The sequence below is a fragment of the Streptomyces sp. NPDC050806 genome (assembly GCF_055586425.1).
This window is the reverse complement of sequence record NZ_JBVJIF010000008.1, coordinates 507,094-521,926: the sequence shown is the minus strand read 5'-3', so window position 1 is coordinate 521,926 and position 14,833 is coordinate 507,094. Positions and strand designations below refer to the sequence as shown.

The following is a 14,833-nucleotide window of genomic DNA, read 5'->3' as shown; positions in this document are numbered from 1 at the left end:
GACGGTCCGTGCCGTGGTGCGGCGGCCGCGGTCACGCGTCGGCGAAGACCGGCAGCAGGGGGGCGGGGAAGACTCCGGTGCCGGCGGCGGTGGTCACCAGGCGGCGGCACAGGGTGGTGAGCCGGGCGACGCCTTCGGCGCCCAGGTGTGCGTAGGGAGCGGCGTCCAGGCGGTCGGTGTCCCGCTCGACCTGTGCCCGCAGCTCCAGACCGCGGGCGGTCAGCGCCCCGGCCGTGTCCATGAGGCCGCGGCCGCGCAGCCGTTCCTCGGCGGCGGTCCAGTCCTCGTCGGTCCAGCCGCGCTTGGCCATCACGAAGGCGCGGGGCATGCCCCCGGGCCCTGCGGAGTGCGAGACCAGCCCGTCCAGGCCGGCCAGTCCCGCGTGGCTCAGTACGGCGAAGTGCCCGTCGCCGCGGTACTCCCGCAGCAGCGTCGCGGCGTGCCAGAGGGCCAGGTGCGGCCGGTCCGGCACAGGCAGGTCGGCGTGGGCCGCGAAGAGCGGACGGCCGGCCCGTTCGCACCCTTCGGTGGCGCGCAGGGCCAGCTCGGCGGCCTCGGCGGTCTCGGGTGCCTCGGCGAACTCCTCGCCCAGGCAGCGGCGCAGGGTCGTGTCGGCGGCGCGCAGGCGCTCCGCGAGCACGACGGCCGGGGGCACCCGGTCCCAGAGTGCCGGGAAGTGGCCCGCGATCAGCCGGTGGGCGAAGCCGTTGGTGACGGCGGTGAGGGTGCCAGGGCCCGCCGGGCCCAGGGCCGCGGTCCGGGCGGCGAAGTAGCCGGCCATCGGGTCGTCGACGCCGTGGGCCGCCAGGTTCTCGTCCAGGTCCGGGGTGAAGTAGAGGAGCGAGTGGAGGGAGTTGAGGTAGAACTGGCAGCGGTTGGCCGGGGTGGCGTCGATGGTCACGGGCGCACCGCGCTGTGGTGGAGGTGGTAGCGGGTGTAGCCGATGGGCCGCACCCCGGGGATGGCCTCGTAGGCCGCGCGGGCCCGGCCGGAGCAGGCGTCCCGCAGGAAGGTCTCGTGCGCCTCGTCCGAGGTCCACTCCGCGTAGTTCAGCACCCGGGTGCCGTCGACGCTGGTGTGGAAGTGCGTACCGAGCAACCCGTCCTTGGCGTACGGGCCTTCGCGCCCGACGGTGCCGGTGATCTCCTCGATCACATGGCGCTGGCGCAGCGGGCCGTCGGTGTCGAAGGACGCCGCGACCATGCAGCCGGGGGGCTCGGCGGCGGCACCGTCCGGCACGAAGCTGCGGTACAGCCGGTACTCCACCGGCTCCGCGCAGGCGGCCCCGGCCAGCGAGCGGGTGAAGGGGCGGTAGGCGGTGGCGGAGGCGCACTGGGCGTAGGTCAGTACGGTGTCGCCGGCGGCGCTGAGGTAGCTGCTGAAGGAGAGGATGTCGTCCGGCCACTCCGCGGTCTCCCACTGGGCGGTGACCTCGTCCAGGTCCTTCAGGGCCGTGGTGCGGTCGGGGGTGTACCAGTGGCTGACGAACACCGCCACGGCCCCGGCGTGACGTACGTCCGGGAGGGTCGGATGGCACAGCAATTTACTGCCCTCTCTTCTGGCGGTGGTCCAGGAACGGCTTGGCGATGGTCCGGGAGCGGCGCGGGCTGCGGTGCGCCGGGCGGCCGACCGGGCCGGCCCCGTAAATTCGCTCCGGATTTCCCGGGAAAATGCCGGGTTAATTCTTCTCGACCGGCCGGAGGTTTTCCCTGGCGGCTGATATCTCTATTCTCGCCGCCCGGCCCGCACCGCTCAAGGCATTCCGTGTCAGATGAATGTCAACTTGCGTCAGGTCTTCGCGCCGGTACCGGTGCGGCTTTTCAGTCCTTGATTTCGCAGATGACGGCGCCCGCGGTGAGGGAGGCGCCGACCTCGGCGGTGAGGTCCTTGACGGTGCCGGAGCGGTGGGCGTTCAGCGGCTGTTCCATCTTCATGGCCTCCAGGACGACGATCAGATCGCCTTCCTTGACCTCCTGGCCGTCCGCCACCGCGATCTTGACGATGGTGCCCTGCATCGGGGAGGCCAGGCTGTCGCCGGAGGCGGCGGAGCCGGACTTCTTGGCGGCCTTGCGCTTGGGCTTGGCGCCGCCGGCGACCGCGGCGCGCGCCAGCGGCATGCCGAGGGAGGAGGGCAGCGAGACCTCCAGGCGCTTGCCGCCGACCTCGACCACGACCGACTCGCGGTTGCTCTCCCCGTCGGCCTCGGCGTCGGCCGGGACGGCGAAGGGCTGGATGTCGTTGACGAACTCGGTCTCGATCCAGCGGGTGTGCACGGCGAACGGGTCCGAGGTGAACGCCTCGTCCTTGACCACGGTGCGGTGGAAGGGGATGGCGGTGGCCATGCCTTCGACGGTGAACTCCGCCAGGGCGCGGGCGGCGCGCTGCAGGGCCTGCTGGCGGGTGGCGCCGGTGACGATGAGCTTGGCGAGCAGGGAGTCCCAGGCCGGGCCGATGACGGAGCCGGACTCCACGCCGGCGTCCAGGCGGACGCCGGGGCCGGCGGGGGCCTCGAACTTGGTCACGGTGCCGGGCGCTGGCAGGAAGTTGCGGCCCGGGTCCTCGCCGTTGATGCGGAACTCGAAGGAGTGGCCGCGCACCGGCGGGTCGTCGTAGCCCAGTTCCTCGCCGTCGGCGATGCGGAACATCTCCCGGACCAGGTCCAGGCCGGTGACCTCCTCGGTGACCGGGTGCTCGACCTGCAGGCGGGTGTTGACCTCCAGGAAGGAGATGGTGCCGTCCTGGCCGACCAGGAACTCGCACGTGCCGGCGCCCTCGTAGCCGGCCTCCTTCAGGATCGCCTTGGAGGCGCGGTAGAGCTCGGCGTTCTGCTCGGCGGTCAGGAACGGGGCCGGGGCCTCCTCCACCAGCTTTTGGTGGCGGCGCTGCAGGGAGCAGTCGCGGGTGGAGACGACGACGACGTTGCCGTGCTTGTCGGCCAGGCACTGGGTCTCCACGTGCCGCGGGCGGTCCAGGTAGCGCTCGACGAAGCACTCGCCGCGGCCGAAGGCGGCGACCGCCTCGCGCACCGCGGAGTCGTACAGCTCGGGGACCTCTTCCAGGGTGCGGGCGACCTTCAGGCCGCGGCCGCCGCCGCCGAAGGCGGCCTTGATGGCGATGGGCAGGCCGTTCTCCTCGGCGAAGGCGACGACCTCGTCCGAGCCGGAGACGGGGTCCTTGGTGCCGGCGACCAGGGGGGCGCCGGCGCGCTGGGCGATGTGGCGGGCGGCGACCTTGTCGCCCAGGTCGCGGATGGCGTGCGGCGGCGGGCCGATCCAGATCAGTCCGGCGTCCAGCACGGCCTGGGCGAATTCGGCGTTCTCGGAGAGGAAGCCGTAGCCGGGGTGGATGGCGTCCGCGCCGGAATCGGCGGCGGCGGCCAGGACCTTGGCGATGTCCAGGTAGCTGGTGGCAGGAGTGTCACCGCCCAGGGCGTATGCCTCATCCGCCGCACGGACGTGCAGGGCATCCCGGTCCGGCTCGGCGTAGACCGCTACGCTTCCGATCCCGGCGTCCCGGCATGCACGGGCAACGCGGACAGCGATTTCGCCACGGTTGGCGATGAGCACCTTGCGCACGATGATTCCCTCCTCAACGGGAATTGTCATACCCGGTGTTCCGCGCCTTCGGGGTCAGCGGTTCCAGATCAATGCACCGGACGTGCCACCCACCTTTCTTCACAGGAATGGCGCCGCACAAGGTTTCCTTTTCAAGAAGTCGGTCAGGGATCTCAAGAAAGCGCGGAGAATGTCAGCGGAATGACAAGTGCGGTACCGGAAGCCGTCATGCCGCCCGGACCGTCCACTGGCGCCCGGCACCGCCGGGCGGGTCCGGCAGCGGCGCGGGACCGGCCGGGCGCTCCGGCGCCGGCGGCCGGGCGGCGCCCGGCGCGCTGATCAGTCCGGCGGCGAGCGCCTTGGCCACCGCGTCGAGCCGGGACACGGCGTCGAGCTTGCGGAAGGTGGTGTGCAGATGGCGCTTGACGGTGCCGGTGGTGATGCCCAGCCCGCGGGCTATCTGCTGATTGGTCATGGCGGCCGCCGCGCCGCTGAGCACCTCCCGCTCGCGCCGGGACAGCGCGGCGTGCGGGGCGCGCCCGGCGCCGGGCACCGCGGCGGGGAACAGCGCCCCGAGCACGTCGAGCAGCGCCTCCCGCCCCGCGTCCCGCGGCAGGTAGCCGTGCACACCGGCGGCGCGCAGGGCGTGGTGGTCGGCCCGGGTGCCGCCGCCCGGCAGGGCCAGTACGACGGTGTCGGGCACCAGGCGGCGCAGCGAGCGTACGGTGCGTACGGCGCTTCCCGGTGCCGACCAGGGCTCCAGGAGGATCACTTGGGGGCGCAGGGCGACGGCCTTGCGCAGGGCTTCGTGCTCGCCGGTGGCGTGGCCGAGGAGGCGGAGGCCGGGCTGGGCGTGGAGCAGGACCGTGAGGGCGTCGCGCAGCAGGGCGTTCTCGCTGGCGATGACGGCGGTGATGCGTGGCATGGTCGGTTCCCCTTCTCTTTCGGCGGTCAGCCGGCCTGGTAGCGGGGCAGGTGGACGTCGACTCGGGTGCCGTCGCCGGCGCGGCTGGTGACCGCCAGCCGCCCGCCCACCGATTCGATGCGCTCGGACATGGCCCGCAGTCCGTGCGCGGGGCGCGCGGAGAGCGTGTGGGCGACGTCGAACCCCCGTCCGTCGTCACAGACTTGGGCATGCGCCCACCTGCGGGTCGTACGGACGGTGACGGTCACGGTCCTCGCCGCGGCGTGGGTACGGGCGTTGAGCAGCGCCTCCCGCAGTACGAGCAGGAGTTCGCGCCGGAAGAGTTCGGGCAGGGTGGTCTCGTCCCCGGACAGGTGCCAGCGCACCTCCGGGCCGTCGGGCAGCCCGCGCAGGAAGTCCTCCAGGGCTTCGCGCAGGCGGGGTACGGGGGTACGCGCGTGCAGCCCGGCCACGAGGTCGCGGCCGTTCTCGGCGGCCTGCGCGATCAGGCGGTACGCGGCCGACAGCCGCTCGGATCCGGGCGCGGTGCCGGTCCGGGCGCGCAGGTGGTCCAGCGCCGTGGCCAGCGGGGTGACGAGGCGGTCGTGGACGTCCCGGGCGAGTTCCCGGCGGCCCTGCCAGGCGTCGACCGCCCGGGGGCGGGGGCCCGCCGCGTCGGCGAAGGTCTCCCGGACGGCCCGCAGGAGCGGAGCCGTCGCCTCGGGGCTCATCCCCTGCGTGAGCAGGCACTCGGTCAACAGCGTCGCCGCAGCCAGCAGTTGATCGGGCGGGAGGTCGGCGACGGCCGGGGCCGCGGGGTGTTCCGGGGCGCCTGCGTCCGGGACCGCGGAGAGCGCGGGCCGCTGCCGCGCGGGCCGGCCGGCGCCCCGGTCGAGTGCCTGTCGGGCGAGCGTCAACAGGGCCCGGAGCGCGCCGTCTTCGGGCGGCGCGCCCGGCAGCCGGCCGGGGCGGGAGCGCAGCAGGACGGCGAAGCGGTGCAGTGCGGCGTCGGCCGGGTCCGCCGCCGGGCCGCCGCTCCGGTGCTCCCGGCGCGGCGCGGCCGCATCGTCGGGTACGGCGCCGAGCGGGCGGACGCGCGTGGCGGTCGCGCGGCTGAGCCCTTCGTTGAGGGCGCTGGTGAAGACGTCCGCCAGCAGGGTGGATGCCGGGTCCATCAGCGGTTCTCCTCCGGAACGGACGGGCCGGACCGGTCGGCGCACCACTGGGTGGTCTGCGCCGGCGCACGGTGTGGACGTGCGGTCATTGCTGCTCCTCGTGCACGACGGGCTGAACGCCAGTGAAACAATGCGAACAACCTCTATGTTTTTAGGAGAGAAAAATGCCCAGGGCGTCACCACGGCCGCGGAGCGCGCGGGCATCCGCCCCGGCAGGGGCGCGGCGCGGTCCGGGCAGCGGTGACGGCGTCCTGGTGCGGGCCTCCGCGCACCCCCTCGCCACGGGAAAGGCACAGGGAAAAGGGGGTGCACGGGTGAAAGGCGCGGAACGTCGCGGTGGGCGGACGGCGGCGGCTGCGCCGCGGGCCGGCCGGTCAGACGAGGGCGGGAGCGGCCTCGCGCGGAGCGAGCACGGGCAGCGGGAAGGAGCCCGGCGCCCGCTCCACGGCGATGTCGGCGGCGAAGCAGACGGTGCCGTGCTGACGCATGTTCACCCGCACCCGGCAGCGGCCCGACGGGTCGGCGGGCAGCGCCTCGACCTCGACCCAGCAGGGGGCGTCCAGTTCGACGTAGCGGTGGAACTCGGTGTGCATCGTCACCGGGACGACCGGCAGCGGATCGGCCATGGCCTGCGTCGCCTGGCGGGCGGCCTCCAGCAGCAGCATGCCGGGCACGTGGTCGACCGGGTGATCGAACAGGACCGGGTGGCCGGTGTCGACGCACAGCTGCCACCGGCCGGTCGCGGCGTCCGGGGAGAGCACCACGTCGTAGGGCGAGACACGGCCCACCCGCCGGGCCGGCAGCGGCAGGCCGGGAAGGACGGCGTCGGCCATGGCGCGGTGCGCGTCGGCGTAGGAGCCGCGCAGCCGCCGGTAGACGGCGGCGCTGTGCACGGTGAAGCGGGTACGGGCCTCGCCGAGCCGGCGGCTGCCCTGGTACGCCTCGGCGTGCAGGACGATGGCCGACGCGTGGCTGCTGCGGCGGGTGACGGCGGTGCAGCGGACGACCAGCCGCACCGGTATCTCGGGCCCCGCGGCCTCCATGGCGGCGGCGTCCATGCTGTAGGTGAAATCGTCCCAGATCAGCTGGTGTCCCAGCGGCACGCCGTAGGCGGCGTGGGAGAGCAGGGGGAGCAGCTGACGGACGGTCTCGGCGAACAGCAGGGGGTCGTAACTCCCGTTGCCGCTCAGGTAGAAGCTGTGCGCGTGGGGCCGGCGGGCGAGCACTTCGTAGGTGTCGGGGCCGGTTTTGCGCCACCCCGTGAGCAGTACTTCGTCCGCGTCGAGCTTGTGGACGAACTGCTGCGGAATGGCTTCGTAGTGAGTCGCGGCGTGTGTGACGGTGGCGAACCGGGGCACGTCAGCATCCTTTCCCTCGTTGTGCTGGACGCACAAGGCAGCTGGGTCGTGGCACGCCATAACATAGAGGGCATTCTTTTTTTTGTCGACCACCGGCCGCCCGCCGGATCGCTTCAGCCCCACCCGCACCAGCAGTGACCAGCAAGCCTGCTGTCCGAAGACTTTCGCCCGCGCATTTCAGGAACGAGTCATTCCGCCCGTACAGCAGGTAAATCACGCCGAACTGTTCGCTCCGGAGCCCCGCCACGGCACGCCACGACCGGCGGGGCGCAGCGTCAGCGCACCACCGCCGCCGACGCGCGGATGCCCCGCATGACCGCCGCCCAGATGTGCGCGAGGGCCGCCGACTCACCGGAGTCGGGCCGGGCGTGCAGGGCGACGGCGGCGCCGTTCAGCAGGTGCGCGGCGAGCTGCACCACGGTCTCCACCTCGACCTCGGCGGTCAGGTCCCTGCGCCGCCGCGCGGACTCCAGCATGGCGCGCACCGCGGGCTCCCACACCGCCTGCCACCCGCCGGCGGCCACGACCCGCTCCTCCTCCAGCCGCACCGTCGCGCGGACCGTGGCACTGCGGGCCAGCAGATCGGCCAGGTCGCAGGCCAGGCCGGACATGGCGGCCAGCGGGTCACCGCCCCGCTCCCCCGCCTCGGCCACCACGGCCCCGGTCTCGGCGGCACCCTCCTCCGCGACCGCCTCGGCCAGCTCACTCTTGGCCCGGAAGTGGAAGGTCAGCGCACCCATGGAGACGTCCGCCTCCTTGCACACGCCCTGCAGCGACGTACCCGCGTAACCATGGCGGGCGAACTCCCCGGCCGCCGCACGCGTCAGGCGTCCACGGGTGACCACTGCGCGTTCCTGCTTCATCTGATGCCACCAATTCGACAGACCTCACCCGGCAGCCGCCGTCCGGGCGGCCGGGCCTGAAGGGGATCGGGGGCTTTCGGACGGAGACACCGCGAACACAGCGACGGCCCCTCGGCCGCACGTCCTCACCGCAATCCCCGTGGAAAGAGACGTTAACCCGCTGTACATGCCACGAAACACCCCGCGACGTCGCGCCGTGACGGCTTTGGCAGGTCACCGGCCGTGGAGCAACGCTCCCGTGCGACCTGCGCAGGCCCCCTTCAAAAAAATAGAGGTTGTTCGCTATTCTTTTGGCCCGGACAACTCTGCCCGCATGTTCGAAGGGAGCCGCCATGACCGAGCATCACGGGAGCGGCCCGGTACGGCCGGTGCCGCACCACCCGGCCGACGACCTGGCTCGGCACCTGTTCCAGGACCTCCCGCGCGCCGACCAGCGCCGGTGGGCCACCGCCTATCTCCGGGGCCTGTGCTCCACTCCGGGAAAGAAGTCCGTACGCAACATGGCCTGGACGGTGAGCACTTCGGACACCGCGTGGCAGTCGCTGCACCAGATCGTCAACGCCAGCACCTGGCGCTGGGAGCCGGTCCGCCGGCGCCTCGCCGACTGGTGCGTACGCCAGCTCCCGCCGCGCGCACTGGTTCCGGCACCCGTGCTGATCCCGAAGCGCGGGCAGCACTCCGTCGGCGTGCACCGGCGCTTCGACCCCGCCAGCGGCCGGACCCTGGGCTGCCAGTGGGCCTTCGGGCTGTTCCTGGCCACCGAGTACGGCACCACGCCCCTCGACTGGCGGCTGCACCTGCCGGGCCGCTGGAGCGAGGACGCACGGCTGCGCACCCGGGTCTGCGTACCCGAGTCCGAGCGCTCGCGCGCGCCGCACGACCTCACGCTGGACCTGCTCGACCACCCCGCGGCGCCCGAGGTGCCGGTCCTGGCGACCGCCGCCCATCACACGGGCGTACAGCCCCTGTTGGCGGCGCTCACCGCACGCGGCCACGGCTTCGCGCTGCGCGTCCCGGCCACCACGCCGGTCACCATCGGACTGCTGCGGCCCACCCGGCACGTGCGCGGGCCGCAGCCGACCGGCGCGCTGCCGGCACGCCAGTTCCTCCAGCGGCTGGGCCGCGCCGCCACCGCGCCGCTGGGCCCGGCCGCCGCACATCTGCGCCTCGCGCCCGCGATGGTGCACGTCCCGGGCAGCCCGCGCCCGCTCCAGCCCGTCGCGACCTGGCAGCCCGAGGGCGGGCCGCGCCACATCTGGCTCACCGACCTGCCCGCCGCGCGGCTCGCCGCCCTCGCCGACCTGCTGACCGTCCCCTTCGCCCCCGCGGCCGACTCGCTCGTGAACCACGGGCTGCACGATTTCGAAGGCCGGTCCTACCCCGGCTGGCACCGCCACATGACGCTGGTCTCCGCCGCCCACGCGCACCACGTCCGGACGGCCGCCGCCGCCTGGCAGCAGGCGGCCTGAGCGCCCCCCGTACCGGGCTCCGCGGACCGCCGCACCGGCCGTCCGCGGACGGCCCGCCGCGCGGCTCAGGCGTCGGCGCCGGCCGCCGCTCCGGCCAGGTGTGCCCCGTACCAGGGGGCCGACTCGGCGAGGCGGTGCAGCGGGCCGGGGCCGGCCGGCACGCCCGCCAGCCGCCAGATCTCCTCGCTGCGGTACCAGTGCTCGCGCGCGAACAGCTCCAGCTGACGCTCACTCATGGCACCTGGCTGCGCGCGCAGTTGGTCCACGCAGCGCTCCCAGTCCCAGCTCTCGCGCGGCACGGCGGGGAGCACGCCGAGACCGGCGAGGGTGTCCAGTACGGCACCGATGCGCACCGGCTCGGGGTGGGCCGCGTGGTGCACGCCGCTCGCCACCTCCGTGTCACCGCAGGCCAGTCCGGCGATGAGCGCCGCGAGGTCCCGCACGTCGACCAGCGACAGCCGGGCGTCGCCGCCGTCCCACCGGGCCGGGACCCGGCGGACCAGTTCGGCCAGCGCGGGCACGACCCACCGGTCCCCCGCGCCCGTGATCAGGTACGGCCGCAGCACCACGGCGCCCGCGTCCAGCGCCGCCCGCTCCCCGGCCAGCCGGGTACGGCTCGCGGCGGACACCGGGGCCGGCGCGATCCCGTCCACGGCGATCCCGCGGTGCGGTCCCAGCCCGTACACCGCGGCCGTCGAGAGGTGGACGATCCGCCGCACCCCGGCCCGCCGCGCCTCCCGCAGCAGCGCCCCGGTGCCGACGATGTTCACCGCCCGGCACGCCGCCTCCTCGCCCGACACCCGGGAGGCCAGGTGCACGAGGACGTCGGCCCCCTCGGCGGCGCCGTGCAGGGAGTCCGGTGCGGTCAGGTCGGCGCGCACCGCGCCGGGGCCGCCCGTCCGGGAGAGCGCCCGTACGGTGATGTCCTCGCCGCGCTCGCGCAGCGCCGCGCGCACCGCGGAGCCGATGAAACCACTGGCCCCGCTCAGCAGTACCGTGCGCGTCACGCCGCGGCGCCCGAACGCCGCGCGACCTCCATCAGCTCCGGCAGGCTGTCGGGCTGGGCGATGCCCGGGAGGATGTAGCGCCACATCCGGCCGATCCGCTCCGGCAGGTCGGCCCGGTCGGGGCCGGTGAGCAGGTTCGACATCACCTGCGACCCCGTATACGCGGCGACGAGCAGCTGCGCCACGTCGGCGACCTCCACCTCGTCCCGCAGATCGCCCTTGCCGCGGGCCGCCTCCAGCTCCCCGCGGAACAGGTCCGCCCACATGTCGTACGGGCTGAAGTCCCGCAGCCCGACCTGGCCCTGCTCGACGGCCAGCGTCACGCCCGCACGGAAGAGGACGTTGCTCTGCATCTGGCGGGCCAGGAAGAACGTCAGCTCGATCAGCTGCGCCAGCCCCTCGGGCCGCTTCGGCAGCGCCAGGTCGGCGGCCTGCTCGTTGATGACCGCGCGGGCGAGGTTCTCCTTGGACTTGAAGTGGAAGTACATCGCGCCCTGGGTCGTGCCGGCCGCCGTCATGATCTTGCTGATGCTGGAGCCGGCGAGACCGTACTCGTCGAAGACCTGGGCGGCGGCACGCAAGATGACACCTCGCGTACGGATCGCTCGGTCCTGCATTGCTCGCGCCACTGGTACTCCAGCCCACTCAGTAAAGAAAACGACTGACCTCTATGTTACCGCCCGTCCACTTCACCGAAATGACCGCGGAGCACGTCGACACGGCATCCCCACATTTCCCGGCGCCCGCTTCGGGGCGGTTCCGGTGAACGGAACGGGCCGGGCACACCCCCTTCCGGGAGGCGTGCCCGGCCCGTCCGTCAGGCCACCGTGTCGTGGGCCAGATCGATGTCGAACCCGGTACGGCCGCCGTCCTCCAGCCGCAGCGACGCCACGGCCGGCGCGTATCCGCTGGCGATGACCGTGTACTGGCCGCCGTCCAGGTCGGTGAAGGCGTACGCGCCGTCCTCACCGGTGATGACGGAGCCCACGGTGTTGCCCGCCGGGTCCAGCAGGGTCACCCGCGCCTCGGCGAGCGGCCCGCCCTTGGGCGACCGCACGGTCCCGGTGACCCGGGCACAGGGCGCGAGCCGCGCCTCGTACCAGTTGGCCTCGCCGGAGCCGACCTCGGCCTGGAGCGCCGCGGGGCGGTGGCCCGCCGCGCTGACGGCCAGCGTGTAGCTGCCCGGGACCAGGTCGGCGAAGACGAAGCCGCCGTCCTCGCCGGCCACGGCCGTGGCGACCACGTCGCCCCGCAGGTCCGTTGCCACGACCAGCGCGCCCGGCACCGGGGCCGCGCCCCGGCTGTCGCGCACCTGGCCGGTCAGCCCGGCCGCGCCCTTCAGCGCCAGGTCGTACTGGACCGGCTCGTCCCCGACCACCACGGTCGCCGCCTGCGGCTGGCGGGTGCCGGCCGACGCGATCAGGACGTACGTCCCGGCCCCCGGAGCGGACAGGCCGTAGCTGCCGTCCTGCGCGGTACGGGCGTGGCCGAGCTGGCGGCCGCCGATGTCGATCAGCGTCACCGCGGCGCCGGCCAGCGGGTCCCCCTGGCCGTCGCGCACCTGCCCGGCGATGCCGGGGCCCGTGACCGGGCCGGCACTGGCCGCAAGCGCGGCGGCCGGCGTCGGCGCGGCATCGGCCGCGGTTTCCGTAGCGGCGGCGGGGGCCACCGCGGCAACGGCGGCAGCCGTTCCGGTACCGGCGTCCGCAGCGGCGCCGGCCGTCTCGCCCGCTTCTTCGGAGGCGCGCGCCTGGAGGCCGGAGACCTGCCGCAGCGGCACCTCCTTGACGAAGAGCACCAGCACGAACGCCACCGCGATGATGATCGCGCCCAGCAGGAACACGCCGTGCATCGAGTCGGTGAAGCCGCGCTTGAACGGCTCGGCCAGCCGCGGGTCGAGGTGCTGGATGAACGAGGAGTCGTTCAGGACCGACGGCGAACCGCCGCCGCCCGAGCCCTTGAACATCTCCAGCACCGGCTTGTTGGCCGGGTCCCGCAGGACCGCCGGGTCGTGCAGCGCCGCCTGGAAGCTGTCGGTGGAGACCGCCGACCTGAAGGCCGAGGAGATCTTGTCGCCGACCGTGCTGAACAGCAGGGACAGGAAGATCGCGGTACCGGCGGTGGCGCCCATCTGACGGAAGAACGTGGACGAGGCGGTCGCCACGCCCATGTCGCCCGGCGGCACGGCGTTCTGCACCGCGAGCACCAGCGTCTGCATGCAGGAGCCCAGGCCCAGGCCGAAGACGACCATGTAGACCATGGTCTGCCACAGCGGGGTGTCCCACTGGACCCGGAAGTGGAAGAGCAGCAGGGCCGCCACCATCAGCAGGGTGCCGATGACCGGGAAGATCTTGTACTTGCCGGTCTTCGAGGTGATCTGGCCGGTGACGATCGAGGCGATCATCATGCCCGCCATCAGCGGCAGCATCTCCAGGCCCGACTTGGTGGGGCTGGAGCCCTTCACGATCTGGAGGTACTGCGGGATCATCATCATCCCGCCGAACATGCCCATGCCGATGAACACGGACAGCAGGCTGGTCTTGCTGAAGGTGCCGTTGCGGAACAGCCGCATCGGGATGAGCGCGTCGTCGCCGATCCGCCGCTCGACGAAGATCCAGGCGATGATGCCCACCACGCCGATGACGTAGCAGCTGATGGACCGCGTCGAGTCCCAGCCCCACTCGCGGCCCTGTTCGGCGACGAGCAGCAGTGGGACCACGCCGATGGCGATGGTGAGCGCGCCCCACCAGTCGATCCGCCGGTCGCGGCGGGTGTGCGGGATGTTGAGCACCTTGGCGACCACGAAGAGCGCGATGATGCCCACCGGCACGTTGACCAGGAAGACCCAGCGCCAGCCGGTGATGCCCAGCAGGGTGGCCTGGCCGGCCAGCGCGCCGCCGATGAGCGGCCCGGCCACGCTGGACGTGGCGAACGTACCGAGCATGTAGCCCTGGTACCGGGCGCGTTCCCGCGGCGGGACGATGTCACCGATGATCGCCAGGGCCAGCGACATCAGGCCGCCGGCGCCGAGGCCCTGGATCGCCCGGAAGACGGCCAGTTCGGTCATCGAGGTGGAGAAGGTGCACAGCACCGAGCCCACGACGAAGATGGTGATCGCCGCGAGGTAGTACGGCTTCCGCCCGTGCAGGTCGGAAAGCTTGCCGTACAGCGGCGTGGCGATCGTCGAGGTGATCAGGTAGGCGGTGGTCGCCCAGGCCTGCTGGCTGAGACCGTGCAGATCGTCGGCGATGGTCCGGATGGACGTGCTGACGATGGTCTGGTCGAGGGCGGCCAGGAACATGCCCAGCATCAGGCCGCTGAGGATGGTCAGAATCTGCCGGTGACTGAGGGCCCCGGTCCCGGCCTTCGGCGCCGCCCCGGATATGTGGGGGGATGTCGTGGTGCTCACGCTGCTGCGTCTTTCTCCTTCACGGCGGTGTCCCGGCATTCCGCGGGTTCGGACGAGGGGCGGACGTGCCGCGCCTCCTCCAGATCGTCATTGAGGCGGCCCATGAGCCGGACCAGATGCTCCCGGTCCTCCTCGGGCCAGGGCTCCAGTACCGCGGCCAGCTTGCTGTCGCGCTGTCGCCGGTACTCGCCGAAGGCCACGTGCCCGGCGTCGGTGGCGCGCAGGAGTGTTCCCCTGCGGTCCTCCGGATCCGGGTAGCGCTCGACGAGTCCCCGGTCCACCAGCGAGCGCACCTGGCGGCTCACGGTCGAGAGGTCGAGCAGGGCGTCGGCCGCCAGGTCGGTGGCGCGCCGGTCCCCGTTGGTGACCAGCTTGGCCAGCAGGACGCGGTCGGCGGCGCCGGCGTCCGTCTTGGCGCTCCGGCGCCACGCGGTGACCAGCCGTCCGAACCGTACGATCTCCGAGCCCAGCCCGGCGGCCGCCCGCTCCAGCCGCGCCGCGGTCTCCGCGGCGCCGGCTTCCTCTTCCTCCCGGGCGCGGACGGCGTCATCCATCGCCCCTCCCCCTTGTATTCATGGTTGCTTGTAGCTACCAATGGAGTCTCCCCGATGTTGCTTGTATTCAGCAAGCCGGGGCCGCGGCGCCGGGACGGGCGCCGCCTCGCCTCCGTAAAGGGGTGGACGGAAAAGCCTCAGCAGGCGGTCAGGAAAAGGCAAACAAGAAATAAAAGGACATCTGAAACCGGCAGCAAACGCCGAGATTGTCGACCACACAGGCCGTGTGGCGACTTGGTGAGTTTTTACCCTTGAGATCCGCTCGCCGTCGCACGGACCCGGCGCCTACGGGTGCGCCGCGCGGCCGCCCCGCGTCGCCGCCACGACGGCAGCGGCGCTCGCACGCTCGGGAGAGGCGTGCCCGGAGCCGGACTTGAACCGGCACGGCCCGAAGGCCAGCGAGGTTTAAGCTCGCCGTGTCTGCATTCCACCATCCGGGCCCGAAACCCCCCACGCCGTCACGAAGACGGCACCACGAGCCTAGCCCGCGACACCACTCGAACAGCGGCGGGAGGCCCTGAGGTTGTCTTATTTTATTGG

At 72.9% G+C, this 14,833-nt stretch carries 12 protein-coding genes and 1 tRNA gene; 1 reads left to right on the top strand and 12 read right to left on the bottom strand.

Annotated elements, in window-relative coordinates:
• Positions 1–31: 31 nt before the first annotated feature.
• From ACZ6WH_RS27115 to ACZ6WH_RS27085, 7 genes are all read right to left on the bottom strand, one after another.
• The gene (locus ACZ6WH_RS27115) at positions 32–901 is read right to left on the bottom strand and encodes an SCO6745 family protein (protein ID WP_469731319.1); all 870 of its coding nucleotides are present in this window, start codon (positions 899–901) and stop codon (positions 32–34) included.
• Positions 898–1,497 (bottom strand): hypothetical protein, encoded by a 600-nt coding sequence (locus tag ACZ6WH_RS27110; protein ID WP_469731317.1) that lies wholly within the window; start codon positions 1,495–1,497, stop codon positions 898–900. Before ACZ6WH_RS27110 ends, ACZ6WH_RS27115 begins: the two co-directional genes overlap by 4 nt.
• Before the next feature lie 323 nt (positions 1,498–1,820).
• Positions 1,821–3,575, bottom strand: coding sequence for an acetyl/propionyl/methylcrotonyl-CoA carboxylase subunit alpha (locus ACZ6WH_RS27105; RefSeq protein WP_469731410.1), 1,755 nt, complete (start codon positions 3,573–3,575; stop codon positions 1,821–1,823).
• 205 nt (positions 3,576–3,780) lie between these two features.
• A complete protein-coding gene (locus tag ACZ6WH_RS27100; RefSeq protein ID WP_469731316.1) occupies positions 3,781–4,479 on the bottom strand; it encodes a response regulator transcription factor in 699 nt (232 codons plus the stop codon).
• A gap of 26 nt (positions 4,480–4,505) precedes the next feature.
• The gene (locus ACZ6WH_RS27095) at positions 4,506–5,633 is read right to left on the bottom strand and encodes a sensor histidine kinase (RefSeq protein WP_469731315.1); all 1,128 of its coding nucleotides are present in this window, start codon (positions 5,631–5,633) and stop codon (positions 4,506–4,508) included.
• Positions 5,634–6,007: 374 nt separating this feature from the next.
• Positions 6,008–6,991: a ScbA/BarX family gamma-butyrolactone biosynthesis protein gene (locus tag ACZ6WH_RS27090; RefSeq protein ID WP_469731314.1), complete on the bottom strand. Its 984-nt coding sequence runs from the start codon at positions 6,989–6,991 to the stop codon at positions 6,008–6,010.
• Positions 6,992–7,266: 275 nt separating this feature from the next.
• Positions 7,267–7,854 carry a TetR family transcriptional regulator gene (locus ACZ6WH_RS27085; RefSeq protein ID WP_469731313.1) on the bottom strand — a complete coding sequence of 196 codons (588 nt, stop codon included), beginning with the start codon at positions 7,852–7,854 and terminating at the stop codon, positions 7,267–7,269.
• Positions 7,855–8,186: 332 nt separating this feature from the next.
• Between ACZ6WH_RS27085 and ACZ6WH_RS27080 the strand changes: the two genes are divergently transcribed.
• The gene (locus tag ACZ6WH_RS27080; protein ID WP_469731312.1) at positions 8,187–9,323 is read left to right on the top strand and encodes an IS701 family transposase; all 1,137 of its coding nucleotides are present in this window, start codon (positions 8,187–8,189) and stop codon (positions 9,321–9,323) included.
• Positions 9,324–9,388: 65 nt separating this feature from the next.
• On the opposite strand, the gene ACZ6WH_RS27075 is transcribed toward ACZ6WH_RS27080, so the two are convergent.
• The 5 genes from ACZ6WH_RS27075 to ACZ6WH_RS27055 all read right to left on the bottom strand — a co-directional run bounded on the left by ACZ6WH_RS27075 (position 9,389) and on the right by ACZ6WH_RS27055 (position 14,733).
• Positions 9,389–10,330, bottom strand: a complete 942-nt coding sequence (locus ACZ6WH_RS27075; RefSeq protein WP_469731311.1) for an NAD-dependent epimerase/dehydratase family protein — start codon at positions 10,328–10,330, stop codon at positions 9,389–9,391.
• A complete protein-coding gene (locus ACZ6WH_RS27070; RefSeq protein ID WP_469731310.1) occupies positions 10,327–10,947 on the bottom strand; it encodes a ScbR family autoregulator-binding transcription factor in 621 nt (206 codons plus the stop codon). The genes ACZ6WH_RS27075 and ACZ6WH_RS27070 overlap by 4 nt, the downstream gene beginning before the upstream one ends.
• Before the next feature lie 200 nt (positions 10,948–11,147).
• Positions 11,148–13,739, bottom strand: coding sequence for an MFS transporter (locus tag ACZ6WH_RS27065; protein WP_432855414.1), 2,592 nt, complete (start codon positions 13,737–13,739; stop codon positions 11,148–11,150).
• Positions 13,736–14,293 carry a MarR family winged helix-turn-helix transcriptional regulator gene (locus tag ACZ6WH_RS27060; RefSeq protein ID WP_432855417.1) on the bottom strand — a complete coding sequence of 186 codons (558 nt, stop codon included), beginning with the start codon at positions 14,291–14,293 and terminating at the stop codon, positions 13,736–13,738. The genes ACZ6WH_RS27065 and ACZ6WH_RS27060 overlap by 4 nt, the downstream gene beginning before the upstream one ends.
• Positions 14,294–14,651: 358 nt before the next feature.
• Positions 14,652–14,733 (bottom strand) — tRNA-Leu (locus ACZ6WH_RS27055).
• Positions 14,734–14,833: the final 100 nt, after the last annotated feature.